The sequence below is a fragment of the Streptomyces sp. NPDC047000 genome, assembly GCF_040644295.1.
Taxonomy (GTDB): Bacteria; Actinomycetota; Actinomycetes; order Streptomycetales; family Streptomycetaceae; genus Streptomyces.
In genome coordinates, this window is the sequence record NZ_JBEYWE010000011.1 from 35,637 (window position 1) to 50,058 (window position 14,422).

The following is a 14,422-nucleotide window of genomic DNA, read 5'->3' on the forward strand; positions in this document are numbered from 1 at the left end:
TCAGCGCCCCGCGCTGTGCAGGACCTCGGCGATACGGGCGGCGGCGAGCCGGGCGTCGGGGTCGCGGGGCCAGCGGAGGAGCCGGCGGCCCAGCCGTTGGAGGTCGGCGCGGATGGTGGCCGAGTCGACCACCGACACCGAGGAGGTCACCGCCGCCACGATGGAGCAGGCGGACCTGAGTTCCCCGGCGTCGGCGAGGGCCAGGGCGAGGCGGGCGGCGTACCGGGCCCTGGCCCTGCGGGCGCCGGCCGGCAGGGCGTCGAGACCGCCTTCGAGACGGCCCACCGCCTCACTCGTACGCCCGAGGTCGTGCAGGCACCATCCGGTGACGAAGTCGGTGAGCCCGGCCAGATGCCTGCTGCCGATGACCGGCTCCGCCCCGGCGTACGGCATCCCCTCCCTGTCCTTCCCGCCCTCCTCTGCCGCGCGGGTCATCAGGTCGGCCGCCCGGTCCAGGGCGCGGAAGCACGCGGCGTCCTCGCCCAGCAGGGCGTGCCCCTGCGCCCGGCGCTGGGCGGCGAGACCCCGTATGCGGGTGCCGCGCGACTGTTCCTCGGCGACCCGCGCGTACTCCACGGTGGCCCGCCCGTCCATCCGGTACAGCGCGACATCGGCCCGCCGCACCAGGGTGTACGCCGCGAACTCGTCGTCGCCGCCGTCCCTGGCCAGGGCCACCGCACGGTCGGTCCACCAGAGCGAGGCCGTGTCGTCGCCGGCCTCCTGGGTCATCCATCCGGTGTACTCGGCGTACCGGGCGGCCAGCCGCAGGACCGCTTCCCGGTCGGCGTCGCGCGCGGCGGAGCGGGCCATGCCGCGCAGCGCGTTCATCGAGGTGACGAGGATCTGGGTGACGACCGCGGGGCCGAAGGACTGTCCCAGGTTGCGGCACTCGGAGAAGAGGGACGACAGGTGCGTCAACGCCTCCCGCGCCTCGCCGTCGAACGCCGGTGCGGAGGCGAGCCGCCAGGACATCATCCCGGGAGTGACCGACGGGTCGGCGAACGCCTTCTCGTCGTAGGCCACGAAGTCGTTGCCGCGGTCGGCCGACATCCGCAGCACCCACGGCATGGACCACTCCGTCGGCACACCAGGTGCGGCGGTTCCGGGAGGCTCGTTCCTCGGAACCAGATCCTCCAGTTCGCCGCCGGCGTCCAGGACGCGATCGCACGCACGAGCGAAATCCGAACTGGGATTCTTTTCCCCGCGTTCGACCTTACTCACATGCGATTTCGAATAGTTGATCGACCCGGCAAGACTCTGGAGCGACTTGCCCGCGGCGACGCGCCGCCTGCGTAACTCCACGCCGAAAGAAATTGCTTGTGTCACGCAATCCCCCCTTCAGCAACAGAAGCCTCGATCAGGCCTCTGCGCCCCCACAATCATACTCACTTCTTATCCAACGAAGAATGGCCGAAACACCATGCGTCGGCACGAAACCCATGGCCATCGATTTCCTCCACGGCACCTCGCCGCATATCACCTGGTCCGATCGTCCAGGGCAGGGCGAGCCCGTCCTCACGGCGCCGCGGAAGAACGTGCAGATGCAGGTGGAACACGGATTGGGTGGCCAGTTCGCCGCGTGAGGTGATGATGTTGCAGTCCCCGAGTTCGGCCGCCAGTTCGGCCGCGCGCCGCATCGTGGTCGCGGACACCGCCGGATCGACTCCCACATCGGCGACATGGGTCACGGGGATGACCAGGGTGTGCCCCGCCGTCACCGCCGACAGCGGCACGATGGCCAGGGCGTCCGGCCAGCGCCGGACGACCGTGGCGGGGGCCCGGCCGGCGACGATGGCGCAGAACGGGCAGTCCCCGTGGGCATCTGGAGCATCCGGGGCCTCATGCGCACCTGGCGCATCATGTGTATCCGGTGCGTCTGTCATCACGTTCGGCTTTCCTCGGCTTCCGCATCGCACGGGCAATGCGGCAAGGCATACCCGGGACGCGTACGGCCGAACAGAGAACCGCGCGAGTCGCGAGCCGGCACGGACCGGTGTACCTGCCCGCCGGTGGCTCCGTCACCGGTCGTCCGGCTCCGGTTCCGGTTCCGGCTCCGGGCCGGTCCGGGCCTCCGGCTTTCCGGTTCTGCGGCGCAGGCCCTCGTCGACCGCCGCCAGCAGCACCCGGGCGGCGACTCCGACGAGCAGCAGCCCTCCCGTCATCTGCAGCATCACGATCACCCGGGCCGCCTCGGTGCGGGCGGTGATGTCGCCGAAGCCGACGGTGGCGAACGTGGTCAGGGTGAAGTAGAGGGCGTCCGTCCTGGTCAGCGGCTCGCTGAAGGAACCCGGGGTGGTGCGGTCCTGTTCGTGGTAGACACCGGCGAAGATCACCAGGAACAGGACGAGCGTGACGGACAGCGCCTCCACGGCCCTCAGCCGCGGGTACGGCGAGCCCACGACGACCTTGATCTCCGCCCCGAACACCAGCACCACCGCCAGCAGGCCGCCGATGAGCAGGATCCAGGCACCGGCCGACGTCTTGTCGTCCAGGGGCAGCAGGTAGTACGCCACGAGGAGGCCCGCGGAGAAGCCGACGGCGCGGGCGGCACCGGCGACCGTCGCCCGCCGGCTCGGTCGGGCCGGCTGTCCCGGCGGGTACGCGTCCGGGTCGGGCCGCGCGGGATCCGGCCGGGCATCCGTGGGATCGCTCATGGCGTCCGTGTCTTTCGGGCTCGTAGGGCTCCGTACGAGGTGCAGGGCTCGTAGGAGGTGTAGGGGCTCTGGGGGCCGTGGGGCGCCGTAGAAGGCGTTGTCTCCCCGTCTTCCCGGGTCGCGGCCGACCGCCGCCGGGTGGACGGCGGATCAACCCGCATGGGTGATCGGGCGGCGGGATGCCGGGGCCGCCGCCGCACGCTCACCCGCTCCGGGTGAGGTCACCCGGTGCTCGCGCACGCACGCTGAAGAGGCACGGAACCCCTGCCGGGCGTGGGCCCGAGACGGAGGAGTGACATGAACTCGCAGACCTACCTGGCGTACGACTTCCCGCTCGCGAGCGCCTTCCTGACCATGCTCTGGTTCTTCCTGTGGGTCATGTGGTTCGTGCTGCTCTTCCGGGTCGTCGTCGACATCTTCCGTGACGACCGGCTGGGCGGCTGGGGCAAGGCCGGCTGGCTCGCGTTCTGCATCGTCCTGCCCTTCCTGGGCGTGTTCGTCTACCTGATCGCCCGCGGCAAGGACATGGGGCACCGGGAGATCGAACAGGCGCGGGCGCAGCAGGAGGACTTCAACGCCTACATCAGGGAGACCGCGTCCACCGGCAGCCCGACCAGCAGTGTCGACGAGCTCGCCCGGCTGTCGGAGATCCGCGCCCGTGGCGACATCACGGACGAGGAGTTCCGCAGGGCGAAGGAAATGGTCCTGTCCGGGCACGGACCGGGTCCGGCGGGGCGCTCGGGTTCCACCGCCGTCCCCACGTCCGGACGTTGATCATCCGGAGAACACGAAACGAGGCGCAAGATGACCGCGACACACACCCGGCCGGTCCACACCGCGGGACAGGGATGGGCCACCGGCCTGACAGCCTTCTCCGCCGTGATGCTCTTCCTCGTCGGCGTGCTCGACGTCTTCCGGGGCATCATGGCCATCGCCCAGGACGACATCTTCGTCACGACACCCACGTACGTGTTCCGGTTCGACCTCACCGGCTGGGGCTGGGTCCATCTCGCCCTGGGTGTGGTCGCCGTGATCGTCAGCATCGGGCTGTTCCAGGCCTCGATGTGGGCGCGGGTCGCCGGCGTGGCCATCGCCGGGCTCGTCATCATCGCCAACTTCCTGTCGCTGCCGTACTACCCGGTCTGGTCGGTCGTGATGATCGCGCTCTCCGGCTTCATCATCTGGGCGCTGTGCGTGGTCAAGCCCGACGCGTTCAGGGCGTAAGTACACGTCGTCCTCCCGGCCGGAACGGGAGAAGCGGGACCGCATACGTCGCGGTCCCGCTTCTCCCTGTCCGGCCCTCGTCGTCCCCGGCCCCCGTCGTCCCCGGGCCCCGTCGTCCCCGGACCCCGCCGGTTTCTTGACGCATTCCTGACACCCATGGCGCATCGTTCCTGCCCCACACCGCGTCCTTTGCCCCGAAGGACATTCTCAGGAACGGGAAGTGGAGTGCCATGGAAGGCGCTGTCATCGCAGTCGTAGGTGTGGCCGTGCTGGCCCTGCTCGTGCTGCGCAGTGGGATTCGGGTGATCAATCAGATCGAGCGTGGCGTCGTGTTCCGCTGGGGCAAGGCCCAGCCCAGCTACCGCCAGCCCGGCATCACCTTCCTCATCCCCGTCGCCGACCGCATGCGGAAGGTGAACGTCCAGGTGATCACCATGCCGGTGCCCACCCAGGAAGGCATCACGAGGGACAACGTCTCCGTCAAGGTCGACGCCGTCGTGTACTTCCGGGTGACCGACCCCGTGCGCGCCGCCATCGAGGTGCAGGACTACATGTTCGCCGTCGGCCAGGTCGCCCAGTCCTCGCTCCGGTCGATCATCGGCAAGAGCGATCTCGACGACCTCCTCTCCGACCGGGAGCGGCTGCACGAGGGGCTCGCCCTGATGATCGACAGCCCCGCCGCCCAGTGGGGCATCCACATCGACCGCGTCGAGATCAAGGACGTCCAGCTGCCGGAGTCGCTGAAGCGGTCCATGTCGCGGCAGGCCGAGGCCGAGCGGGAGCGGCGGGCCCGCGTCATCACCGCCGACGGCGAGTTCCAGGCCGCGCAGCAGCTCGCCAACGCCTCCCGGATCATGTCCGACTCCCCCGAGGCCCTCCAGCTGCGGCTCCTCCAGACCGTGGTCGAGGTGGCGGCCGAGAAGAACTCGACGCTCGTCATGCCGGTCCCGGTCGAGCTCCTCCGCTACTTCGACCGTGCCACCAAGCGCATGGACCAGGAGATCGCGAAGAACGAGAAGAGCGAGGGCGACGCGCGGAACGCCGAGACGCTTGAGGCAGGCGAGGCAGGCGAGGCGGGCGAGGCAGGCGAGGCAGGCGAGGCAGGCAAGAACGGCACGGACACCGCCGAGTAGCCGGGCGACGGCCGCCGGCCCGCTTCAGCGCCCCTGCAGCGGGCCGGCCGGTCACCGGGGCTAGCATCCGGGTCATGACGACTGCTGACGACCACGGTTCCGTCCTCGACACCGAGATCGGTGCCCTCCGCGGGGGCTCCGCGGACCTCGCCCAGTACGCCGGCAAGGCCGTACTCATCGTGAACGTGGCTTCCAAGTGCGGGCTCACCCCGCAGTACACGGGGCTCGAGCGGCTCCACGAGCGGTACGCGGGGCAGGGGTTCACCGTGCTCGGGGTGCCCTGCAACCAGTTCCTCGGGCAGGAGCCCGGCAGCGCCGAGGAGATCGCCGAGTTCTGCTCCGCGACGTACGGCGTGACCTTCCCGCTCACCGAGAAGGTCGAGGTCAACGGGGCGGGGCGGCACGCGCTCTACGAGCGTCTGACCGGCTTCGCCGACGCCGAGGGGCACAGCGGTGACATCCGCTGGAACTTCGAGAAGTTCCTCATCGGCCGGGACGGGAGCGTCGTAGGACGGTTCTCCCCGCAGACCGAGCCGGAGGCGGACGAGATCGTCTCCGCCGTCGAGGCGCAGCTGGGCTGACGGACGACCGGACGACCGGGAGCGGAAACAGGGAGGTGCCCTCTCGGCTAGGACGGCGGACTGGTCGAGAGGGCTCCGGGGTCGTACGGGGGTGTGCACACGTAGGTACTCGCGTACTCACGCAGAGGCTCAGGCATGGACTCACGCGTGGACTCACGCAGGGGCTCAGGCTTGGGCTCGCGCACGGGTGTTACCAGGTGTCGCTACGCCTTGACCGACGCCACGAAGGCGCTCCACGCCTCGGCGGGGAAGGACAGGACGGGGCCCGCGTGGACCTTGGAATCACGGACGGCGAGGGTCGCGGTGGGCGACTTGACCTCGACGCACGCGCCGTTTCCTGCGGAGTAGGAGGACTTCGTCCACGTCGCCGTGGCGCCCTGCCGAACTGCCATGTTCACTCCTGTTACGAGTTGCTCTGTCACCGGGCCACCGCACGGATGCGGTGGCGGTGCGATTCACGCCAGCCTCACAGACCGGTTGGCCAGATCGAAGCTACCCGCCAACAACCCCTCCTGGACCAGTCGTTCACTCGTACGGATGGCATATTCCAACGGCGTCTTACGGTTGCAGGTTTCAGCAGTGTAAGATCCGCGCCGCACACACCAGTTGCGCCGGGCGTACGCCTCAGCGCGCGTATTCCTTGGCCACGTCCGCGATGTACTGGCGGGACTGGTCCACGCTCAGCGACTGGGCGCGCAAGTGCTCGTACATCACCGCGTACTTCTGCACATCGTGCGCCTTCTCCAGGTACAGGTCGCTCGTGACGCCCTCCAGATAGACCACGCTGGAGTCGGCCGCGTCCGCGAACTCGAGGATGGCGTACTGGCCGTTGAGCCCGGGATGCGCGCCCGCATCGAACGGCAGCACCTGCACGGTCACATGGGGCAGCCGCGTCATGTCGAGCAGGTACTCGAGCTGCTCCCGCATGACCGTCCGGTCGCCCACCACCCTGCGCAGCGCCGACTCGTCCAGCACCAGCCACAGCCGCAGCGGGTTGGGCTCGGCGGCGATGCGTTCCTGACGGCGCATCCGGACCTGGACGCGCTTCTCGATGTCCGCCGGTGACGTCTCGGGAAGCGCGCCCTGCACCAGCGCCTCCGCGTACGCCCGGGTCTGGAGCAGCCCGGTGACGATCTGGGGCTCGTACACGCGCAGCGACTCGGCGTCGGTCTCCAGGCCGATGTACACGCTGTACGGAATGTCGCCGAACGCGTGCCACCAGCCCTGCTGGCGCGAGTCCCGGGCCATCTCCATCAGCGAGTCGACCACCCGCTGGTCCTCGACCTCGTACACCCCGCACAGATCGCGCACATCGCGCTGGCTGATGCTGCGCCGGCCGTTCTCCAGCCGGCTGATCTTCGACTGCGACACCAGCAGCCGCTCCGCGACCTCTTCGGCCGTCATGCCCCTGAGCTCCCGGAGCCTGCGCAACTCCTGGCCCAACCGGCGTCGTCTGACGGTGGGATTGACATTGGACGCCACGGGACGCGCACCTCCGGCCTGCTTACTTCCACTTTGCGTATCTGCTGTTGAGCAGATTGCCACCAAGGTGCTTTCTACCGCTGCCGAACGGTGGATATGCGGTGGGCACACATCAGTTCAGAGCCGTCCCCCACCAGTCGCCGGCCACCAGTCGCCAGCCGCCATCCACCGGACGGCGCGTCATGAACCGCTCGGGCGCACGCAGTCGAGCGGGGCGACGGAGACCGTATCCCTACGGCTGCGTCGCCCCGCTCGGACCAGCGGCTCCCGCACCGGGTCCGGGGACCCGGGTGCGGCTGTTCTCGCTCCGCGCGACCGCACGATTGCGGGTTGCGCGGAGGTGGCCTGCCGAGCGCCGCCCGGCGCTCAGTGGACCGCGGCTCGTGCCATCGAACCCCGGCGCGGCTGCATCGGGACGCCACGGGCCGGTTCCTGCACGGGCCTTCCTCCGGGTCCGACTCCGGATCCGAGTCCCGACCCGACTCCGGGTCCGACTCCGGATCCGGGTCCGGCTCCGGGACCGACCGGGTTGCGGCGCGGCTGCGCGCCCGCGCCGTTCTGGACGTCCATCACGGCGTGCGCCACGAGGCCGCCCATGGGGTCGTGCCTGATCAGATCCCGCAGCCGGGAACGCGACGAGCGTCCCTCGTTGCCCGGATACAGGTGCTTGCCGAGGCCGACCGCGTGCGCCAGTGCGGCGAGCGCCGCGGTCCGCGGGTCCGGCGGTACGCCGGTGCGGATCGCGGAATCCAGCCGGGACCGGATCTCCCGGCTGATGGCGGTGTCCGTCGCCTGGTAACGGGTCGTCGGCAGCACCCCGCACATCTGGCCCGCCACGGCGGCGACCATGCCGCAGCGCTCCAGGTGCGCGAGATAGGTCTGGCGCAACCCCAGCCGGGGTCCGCCGATCCAGTGAACCGCCCGCACGGGAGCGCCACGCCTTCGCAGCAACTCCAACGCGCAGTCCAAAGTCGGATCTCCAGTCGGCCGTGGTGCCACCACGGCGATACGATCCCCGTCCGGGGCTATCCGTCCGGCCAATGCCAGCTCCACTAGCTGTGCTCCGGCCAGACCAAGGTCGAGCGACTGCGGCTGTGCAGTGGTACCCGTGGCCGGGTCCAGTGCCAGCAACAGAAGCTCTTCCGGAAGCGTTCTGCGGCTCCTGCCCATCCATGCCTCCCCGCGTGGATGAAAGACAGGGTGACCCCTCTCACAATGGTCTGTCGAGGGTGCGTGACCGGTTCGTAAGGGAACCGGCAGGTATGTCGTTCTCGTCTTCCGCAGAGGTAGGCCCCGCGCACAGGACACTGGTACTTGCTTCGGACAACGGTGTGGATGCGGCGTCCGGGCGGTGGTAAGCGGTTGGTTCGTCCAGCGCGCGAAGGGCGCGCGGCGACGCATGGAGGAGGCATCGGTGGCGGGCGAGTCCCCCGACAGTTCGAAGCAGCGCGAGTCGTCGGGAGAACCGACGTCGGGGAGCGCGAGTCCGGTTCCGGAGGCCAGGAACGAGGTGCGTGACCCTCGGCTGGCCGTCGCCCAGGAAACCGTCTCGGCGCCGAAGCGCGGTGGTGGCGTGGACACGGCGACCAAGGTGTTCTCGGTGCGCGATGTGCGGGACGTACGGGATGCGCGGGACGCGCAGGGCGTACGGAACCCCGTGACGGGCGACGAGGAGGACTCCGAGGCCGACGGAAGCGCCGGGGCCGCCCCGGAGGCCGCCTCGGCGGAGGCTGAGGGCACGGAGGAGGCTCCTGAGCCCGTAGCGGCCGACGGGGCCGGGGAGGCGGACGACGACGCCTCCGACGAGCCCGCGGACCGCTCCGGGGGCGACGACGACGTCCGGCGGGCCGCCGTGGACTCCTGGGTCGTCACGGCGGAGGACGCCGCCGCGCGCAACGGGGCGAAGGCCGCCGGTGCGGGCGGGGACGACGACGCGCCCGCGAGCGGTGAGAGCGAGGGCGAGGAGAAGCCCGGGGCCGCAGAAGAGGCCGTGGACCCGAAGGCGGACGACGACGCCGAACCGGCGGCCTCCGAGGACGGCGACACAGCCCCCGAGGACGCGAAGCCCGACGACGCGAAGCCCAGGGACACGGAGCCCGAGGACACCGCCGAGGCCCCTGCGGCCGCCGCCGGGGACGACGACGCACCCGCGAGCGACGAGGGCGAACCCCAGGACGCGGTGCCCGAAGACATCGCGCCCGAGTCCGACGAACCCGAGGACGCCAAACCCGAGGACGCCAAGCCGGCGGCGGAAACCGAGGGCGTAGCCGAGCCCGAGGACGCCCCGAAGGATGCCGCCGAGGCCGAGGCCGAGGACGCGGACGCCGCCGAGGACGAGGGCGACCCGGAGGACAAGCCGGCTCCGGACGGCAAGCCCGACCCCCGGGACAAGCCGGAGCCCGAGGACACCCCCGGGCCCGCCGCCCCGGCCGCCTCGGCCGCCGCCCCGGCCGCCTCGGCCGCCGCCCCGGCGCCCGCTCCCGCCGTGGACCACCCCACCACCGTCTTCAAGGCCCCCCGCCCGCCCAAGCCGCCGGTCGACCAGCCGACCACCATGCTCAAGGCGCCCCGCCCCACGGACCCCAAGGCGCCTCCGACGCCCAAGGGGTCCGCGACTCCCCCGGCACCCCCCGCCCCGCCCGCCGCCGACCCGGAGCGCACCAGCAGGTTCGTCGCGCTCAAGCCCCTCGACGAGCCCGCGGCCAGGCCCACGGCAGGGACCCCCACCGGACCCGCCGCGCCCGCCGCGCCCGCCGGACTTGCCGGACCCGCCGCGCCCGCCGGACCCGGCAGGATCGCCGTTCCGCCCCCCGCCGAGCGCACCACCCAGCAGCCGCTTCCGCCGAAGCCCCCGCTGGACCTGCTGGCGGAGCTGACGAACACTCCCCCGCCCCCGCCGAGCCCGCTGCGCACGCTGCTGAGGCGGGTCAAGATCTGGACCCCCCTGGTCATCCTGCTGGTGATCGCCTTTGCGATCGTGCAGGCCGTACGCCCGCTGCCCAGCCCCTCCCTCGCCCTCACCGCCGACGACTCGTACACGTTCGACGGCGCCCGTGCCGCGCTGCCGTGGCCGAACGAGGGCCAGGGCTGGATGGACGTCGACGGCATCGGCACGATGAGCAGCTTCGGCAAGCAGACGCCGGTCGCCATCGGGTCGGTCGCCAAGGCGATGACGGCGTACATCGTGCTGAAGGACCACCCGATGAAATCGGGTGCGGACGGTCCCGGCATCAAGGTGGACGCGAAGGCGGAGAAGGAGGGCGGTTACGACAAGGACGGCGAGTCCACGCTCAACACCGTCAAGGAAGGTGACACTCTCACCGAGAAGGACGCCCTGTCCGCCATCATGATCCCGTCCGCGAACAACATCGCCCGGCTGCTGGCGCGCTGGGACGCGGGGTCCGAGGCGGCGTTCGTCAAGAAGATGAACGCCACCGCCAAGGAACTCGGGATGACGAACACGACGTACACCGATCCGTCCGGGCTGATCGAGACCACCGTCTCCACCGCCGAGGACCAGGTGAAGCTGGGCAACGCGCTGGTGCGGATCCCGGCGCTCACCGACATCACCAGGCTGCCCAGCTGGAAGGACCCGTCCGGCCAGGTCTGGCAGAACTACAACCGTCTCGTCCCCTACAACGGCGCGATCGGCATCAAGACCGGCACCACCACCAAGGCCGGCGGCAACCTGCTGTTCGCCGCGACCAAGGAGGTCGGCGGTGAGACGGTGACGCTGGTCGGCGCGATCCTCGGGCAGCACACGGCGCCGATCATCGACACGGTCAACAACGTCAGCAAGACCGCGATGCTGGGCGCGCAGGAGAAGCTGGCGTCGGCGAAGATCCTCAAGAAGGGCGACGTCGTCGGCTACGTGGACGACCGGCTCGGCGGGCACACGCCGGTCGTCGTCACCAAGGACGTCACGGCGGTCGGCTGGGCCGGGCTGAAGGTGAAGCTGTCCTTCGACGCGGAGACCGTGCCGCACACCGCGAAGGCGGGCACCAAGGTCGGCACGCTGACCGTCGGGGACGGCGGCAGCGGTGGCGTCCAGGTGCCGGTGGCGTTGGAGAAGGACCTGACCGAGCCCGGCTTCGGCGCCAAGCTGACCCGCGTCGCCTGACGCACCACCGGGCACACCGTCCGACGCACCGTCGGGCGCACTACCGGACACACCGACCGGCGTGCCTCCGTACGCCGGATACGCACCCCGCCGAGGGCGCCCCGCAGGGACGCTCCCGGGCGGGGTGCGTGCTAGCGTCACGAACCGGGGCGGGCCACCGGTCGGTGAACGGGACGGAACGGGGCCGGGAACGTACAGAAGACGGGACACGGGAGTGCCTTCAGGTGGCCACTGCGGAGCCGACACGCGCCGACGACACCGGACCGGGCCCAGGCACCGGCTCACGAATAAAGCTGCCCACGGGGCACTCTCACGACGCTGAGGACGGTGACCTCCGGTCCCGTGTCCGCGCCGCCCTCCGCCCCCTCCGGGAACGGGTCCTGCGCCACCCCGTACTCGCCATGACCGCGCTGTCCGGCGTCCTGCACATCGTCTGGTTCTTCACGTTCGCCAACAGTGGCGGCGATCTGGCGGCGCAGGACGCGTGGGCGGAGTTCGTCGGGCGGCACCCGGACTCGGCGTACAACCTCGCCTGGTACGGCGGCATGCACCCGGTGTCGTACAGCGTGGTGTCCCCGTATCTGATGTCCGTCCTCGGTGTGCGGACGACGATGATGATCGCCGGGACGGTCTCGGCGGGGCTGCTCACGCTGATCCTGATCCGCAGCCGCGCCGTGCGGGAACCGCTGTGGGCGGCGCTGGCCGGGGTGTTCGCGTTCCTGTGCAACGCGGCGTCCGGGCGGGTGACGTTCGGGCTGGGCACGGTGTTCGCGCTGGGCGCGGTCGCCGCCGTGTTCTGCTGGCCGCACCGCTGGCGCCACAAGCGGTGGGCGAAGGCGCTGTGCGCGGCGCCGCTCGCCGCGCTCGCCACCATGGCGTCCCCGGTGGCGGGACTGTTCGTCGGTCTGATCGCCGTCGCGCTGTTCCTGCAGAAGCGCCGCCCGGGGGCATGGGCGCTGGGCATCGCGCCGGTGGTGGTGGTGGCCGTGTCGGCCTGGCTGTTCCCCTTCTCCGGCACCCAGCCGATGAGCTTCGCCTCGGTGATCCTGCCGCTCTCCTACTCCGTCTTCTGTTTCGCGCTCGTCCCCAGGGACTGGAAGACGGTCCGGCTGACGTCCGCGGTCTACGGCGTCGGGGTCGTCGGGGTGTGGCTGGTCAGCTCGCAGATCGGCTCGAACATCACCCGGCTGGCGATGCTGTTCGCGGGCGTGGTGCTGATCGCCGCCCTGCCGTTCCACCCGCGGCGCTCGCGCGCCTGGTGGATGACCGTGGTGGCCTTCCTCGGCTTCGCGACGTGGATCGGGGTGAAGGCGGTCGACGACATCGTGCACACCACCCCGGCGGCGTCCTGGGCGCGGGAGCTGGCACCGCTGGTCAACGAGTTGCAGAAGGCCGGCGCCGAGAAGGGCCGGGTCGAGGTGGTCCCGGCCCGCTCGCACCGCGAGGCGTCCGCGCTCGCCCCGTACGTCAACCTGGCGCGCGGCTGGAACCGCCAGGCCGACATGGAACGCAATCCCCTCTTCTACGACGACACGCTCAACTCGGCGAACTACCACGAGTGGTTGCAGCGCTGGGCGGTGCACTTCGTGGTGCTGCCGAAGGGCGAGCCGGACGGCACCGGGGGTGAGCGCGAGCGGGAGCTGGTGCAGCGCGGGATGCCGTACCTGAAGCAGGTCTGGGGCGACGCCAACTGGCAGCTGTTCCGGGTCACCGACCCTGCGCCGCTCGCCGAGCCCGACGCGGTCGTGGACCGTGCCGAACAGGGCGAGATGACCATCGAGGTGAGCAAGGCGGGCCGCATCCTCATCCGGATCCCGTACTCGCCGTGGCTGAGCATCGTCGACGCCGACGGCAAGAGCCTCAAGGCCCCGCAGGAGACCGAGGCGTCCAAGCACCGGGCGGAGGGCACACCGAAGACGTACGACAACGTCAACGGCTGCCTGATGGAGACCCCGGAGGACGCCAAGGGCGACAAGTGGACGATGCTCCTCGCGCCGAAGGCGGGCGTCTACCGACTGGCGGCCCCCTACCAACTGCCCCGCGGCACCCCGTGCCCGGACGAGCTGAAGGCGGGTTAGGAGCCGGCGGACCCGAGTCGGCCGGCTCGATCACTGCACCGGCCTCGGCGCTCTTCGCCTCGTTCGGGCGGTGGAGGAACTCGCCTGCCGACTGTCCCGTGGGGGCGTCCAGACGCGTCACCCGGGCTTGGGGGGTTCGCTGACGAAGGTGCCTACCCCCGGATGCATCTGCGCGAGACCCGCAGCCCGCAGCTCCGTCAACACGCGTCGTGCGGTCATCTGAGCGATACCGAACTCGCTTTGGATGGCCAGAACGCCGGGCAGCTGTGATCCGGGCGGATAGGTCCCGTCCTCTATCCGCCCCTCGATGACCGCGTAGACCTGCTTCCAGCGTGGTACGTCCGGTTCCCATTCCATGCCCTGGACGCTAGGCGGCCCTATCAAGATGAGCGAGACGAGTTCGCCAATACCGACTAGCTAACCTAGCTAGCTAGGTCTACTCTGTGCGCAGAAGACCCCGGCGACCTGGCAGGGCCCCGGGGCATGGCCACCAGCCTCTCAGGAGCTGATGACAGTGAGCATTATCCATGCGTTCATGCGGTGGGTCCTGGGCGTGCTCACGCCCGGTACCGGCAGGCGCAGGACGGGCACGCAACCCGCCGGGCAGACCCTCGCGCGCGTGCCGGTGGCGCCCCGTGCGGCGGCGCCGTGGCCCCCGGTGCGGCGGTCGCCGTACGGTCTCGAAGAACCGTTGCCCGGTGAGGCGACGGCCGTGGTCCGACCGTATGTCCCTCTCGCCGAGCCGGGGTGCGAGCGGGCCCGGCAACGGCGGCGCCGTGTCGCCATGGTTCTCGCGACGGGCTTCGGTATCGACCTCGACCCGCGTGCGGTGGGCGCCGAGGTGGTGGCCGGATGACTGGGCCGAGTGAGCAGGACGAGCGCCCTGGGACCGTCCCGGGTGGGACGCGTATGCCGGTGCGCATGTGCGTCCGCTGCTGTGCAATCACCGATGCGCCAGTCGTCGTCTCGGTGGTGCACCAAGGCTCCGGCCCCGGCTTCACCGTGTACGCATGCCGGGACTGCGCCCCGCACTTCCCGCACGTACCGGACGTGCTGTCGCTGCCGCCCGCGTCCCGCTGCGGCGACGCACCGGGGGCTGAGCGGTGAAAGCCGGAACGCCTCCCCGACCGGGCGCTTCCCGCCTGACCAT

14 protein-coding genes and 1 pseudogene are annotated in these 14,422 nt (G+C 70.7%); 7 read left to right on the plus strand and 8 right to left on the minus strand.

The window, feature by feature from the left end; genetic code table 11:
* The 4 genes and pseudogenes from ABZ862_RS19035 to ABZ862_RS19050 all read right to left on the minus strand — a co-directional run bounded on the left by ABZ862_RS19035 (position 1) and on the right by ABZ862_RS19050 (position 2,654).
* On the minus strand, positions 1-1,068 hold the full coding sequence (locus ABZ862_RS19035; protein ID WP_360959844.1) for a transcriptional regulator: 1,068 nt from the start codon (positions 1,066-1,068) through the stop codon (positions 1-3).
* 72 nt (positions 1,069-1,140) lie between these two features.
* Positions 1,141-1,326: pseudogene (locus ABZ862_RS19040) on the minus strand (helix-turn-helix transcriptional regulator); the annotation flags it as partial.
* A 59-nt stretch (positions 1,327-1,385) separates the two neighbouring features.
* Positions 1,386-1,883: an HIT family protein gene (locus ABZ862_RS19045; protein WP_360959444.1), complete on the minus strand. Its 498-nt coding sequence runs from the start codon at positions 1,881-1,883 to the stop codon at positions 1,386-1,388.
* Between the two features lie 135 nt (positions 1,884-2,018).
* Entirely contained in the window at positions 2,019-2,654 is a 636-nt protein-coding gene (locus ABZ862_RS19050) for a potassium channel family protein (RefSeq protein ID WP_360959449.1), read from the minus strand.
* Between the two features lie 297 nt (positions 2,655-2,951).
* Here ABZ862_RS19050 and ABZ862_RS19055 point away from each other — a divergent pair, with 297 nt between their 5' ends.
* The 4 genes from ABZ862_RS19055 (at position 2,952) to ABZ862_RS19070 (ending at position 5,592) form a co-directional block, all read left to right on the plus strand.
* Positions 2,952-3,428, plus strand: a complete 477-nt coding sequence (locus ABZ862_RS19055; protein ID WP_360959468.1) for an SHOCT domain-containing protein — start codon at positions 2,952-2,954, stop codon at positions 3,426-3,428.
* A 30-nt stretch (positions 3,429-3,458) separates the two neighbouring features.
* Positions 3,459-3,878 (plus strand): hypothetical protein, encoded by a 420-nt coding sequence (locus ABZ862_RS19060; RefSeq protein WP_360959470.1) that lies wholly within the window; start codon positions 3,459-3,461, stop codon positions 3,876-3,878.
* 230 nt (positions 3,879-4,108) lie between these two features.
* Positions 4,109-5,011 (plus strand): slipin family protein, encoded by a 903-nt coding sequence (locus ABZ862_RS19065; RefSeq protein WP_360959472.1) that lies wholly within the window; start codon positions 4,109-4,111, stop codon positions 5,009-5,011.
* Positions 5,012-5,085: 74 nt separating this feature from the next.
* The gene (locus ABZ862_RS19070; protein WP_360959474.1) at positions 5,086-5,592 is read left to right on the plus strand and encodes a glutathione peroxidase; all 507 of its coding nucleotides are present in this window, start codon (positions 5,086-5,088) and stop codon (positions 5,590-5,592) included.
* 203 nt (positions 5,593-5,795) lie between these two features.
* Here ABZ862_RS19070 and ABZ862_RS19075 read toward each other — a convergent pair whose 3' ends face one another.
* The 3 genes from ABZ862_RS19075 to ABZ862_RS19085 all read right to left on the minus strand — a co-directional run bounded on the left by ABZ862_RS19075 (position 5,796) and on the right by ABZ862_RS19085 (position 8,244).
* Positions 5,796-5,984: a DUF397 domain-containing protein gene (locus tag ABZ862_RS19075; protein WP_360959476.1), complete on the minus strand. Its 189-nt coding sequence runs from the start codon at positions 5,982-5,984 to the stop codon at positions 5,796-5,798.
* A 232-nt stretch (positions 5,985-6,216) separates the two neighbouring features.
* A complete protein-coding gene (locus ABZ862_RS19080; RefSeq protein ID WP_360959478.1) occupies positions 6,217-7,074 on the minus strand; it encodes a helix-turn-helix transcriptional regulator in 858 nt (285 codons plus the stop codon).
* A gap of 366 nt (positions 7,075-7,440) precedes the next feature.
* Positions 7,441-8,244: a GPP34 family phosphoprotein gene (locus tag ABZ862_RS19085; RefSeq protein WP_360959480.1), complete on the minus strand. Its 804-nt coding sequence runs from the start codon at positions 8,242-8,244 to the stop codon at positions 7,441-7,443.
* Between the two features lie 229 nt (positions 8,245-8,473).
* On the opposite strand from ABZ862_RS19085, the gene ABZ862_RS19090 reads away from it, so the two are divergent.
* Together ABZ862_RS19090 and ABZ862_RS19095 are read left to right on the plus strand one after the other, a co-directional pair.
* Positions 8,474-11,194: a D-alanyl-D-alanine carboxypeptidase gene (locus ABZ862_RS19090; protein ID WP_360959482.1), complete on the plus strand. Its 2,721-nt coding sequence runs from the start codon at positions 8,474-8,476 to the stop codon at positions 11,192-11,194.
* Positions 11,195-11,418: 224 nt separating this feature from the next.
* Positions 11,419-13,272, plus strand: coding sequence for an MFS transporter (locus ABZ862_RS19095; protein ID WP_360959484.1), 1,854 nt, complete (start codon positions 11,419-11,421; stop codon positions 13,270-13,272).
* Positions 13,273-13,389: 117 nt separating this feature from the next.
* On the opposite strand, the gene ABZ862_RS19100 is transcribed toward ABZ862_RS19095, so the two are convergent.
* Positions 13,390-13,629 (minus strand): winged helix-turn-helix domain-containing protein, encoded by a 240-nt coding sequence (locus ABZ862_RS19100; protein ID WP_360959486.1) that lies wholly within the window; start codon positions 13,627-13,629, stop codon positions 13,390-13,392.
* Between the two features lie 157 nt (positions 13,630-13,786).
* Between ABZ862_RS19100 and ABZ862_RS19105 the strand changes: the two genes are divergently transcribed.
* Entirely contained in the window at positions 13,787-14,128 is a 342-nt protein-coding gene (locus ABZ862_RS19105) for a hypothetical protein (protein ID WP_360959488.1), read from the plus strand.
* The last annotated feature ends 294 nt before the right edge of the window (positions 14,129-14,422 follow it).

Bases quoted from the DNA above. Each gene is read 5' to 3' on its own strand.
- ABZ862_RS19035 (WP_360959844.1), bottom strand. From the start codon at position 1,068: ATGCCGTGGGTGCTGCGGATGTCGGCCGACCGCGGCAACGACTTCGTG.
- ABZ862_RS19045 (WP_360959444.1), bottom strand. From the start codon at position 1,883: ATGACAGACGCACCGGATACACATGATGCGCCAGGTGCGCATGAGGCC.
- ABZ862_RS19050 (WP_360959449.1), bottom strand. From the start codon at position 2,654: ATGAGCGATCCCACGGATGCCCGGCCGGATCCCGCGCGGCCCGACCCG.
- ABZ862_RS19055 (WP_360959468.1), top strand. From the start codon at position 2,952: ATGAACTCGCAGACCTACCTGGCGTACGACTTCCCGCTCGCGAGCGCC.
- ABZ862_RS19060 (WP_360959470.1), top strand. From the start codon at position 3,459: ATGACCGCGACACACACCCGGCCGGTCCACACCGCGGGACAGGGATGG.
- ABZ862_RS19065 (WP_360959472.1), top strand. From the start codon at position 4,109: ATGGAAGGCGCTGTCATCGCAGTCGTAGGTGTGGCCGTGCTGGCCCTG.
- ABZ862_RS19070 (WP_360959474.1), top strand. From the start codon at position 5,086: ATGACGACTGCTGACGACCACGGTTCCGTCCTCGACACCGAGATCGGT.
- ABZ862_RS19075 (WP_360959476.1), bottom strand. From the start codon at position 5,984: ATGGCAGTTCGGCAGGGCGCCACGGCGACGTGGACGAAGTCCTCCTAC.
- ABZ862_RS19085 (WP_360959480.1), bottom strand. From the start codon at position 8,244: ATGGGCAGGAGCCGCAGAACGCTTCCGGAAGAGCTTCTGTTGCTGGCA.
- ABZ862_RS19090 (WP_360959482.1), top strand. From the start codon at position 8,474: ATGGAGGAGGCATCGGTGGCGGGCGAGTCCCCCGACAGTTCGAAGCAG.
- ABZ862_RS19100 (WP_360959486.1), bottom strand. From the start codon at position 13,629: ATGGAATGGGAACCGGACGTACCACGCTGGAAGCAGGTCTACGCGGTC.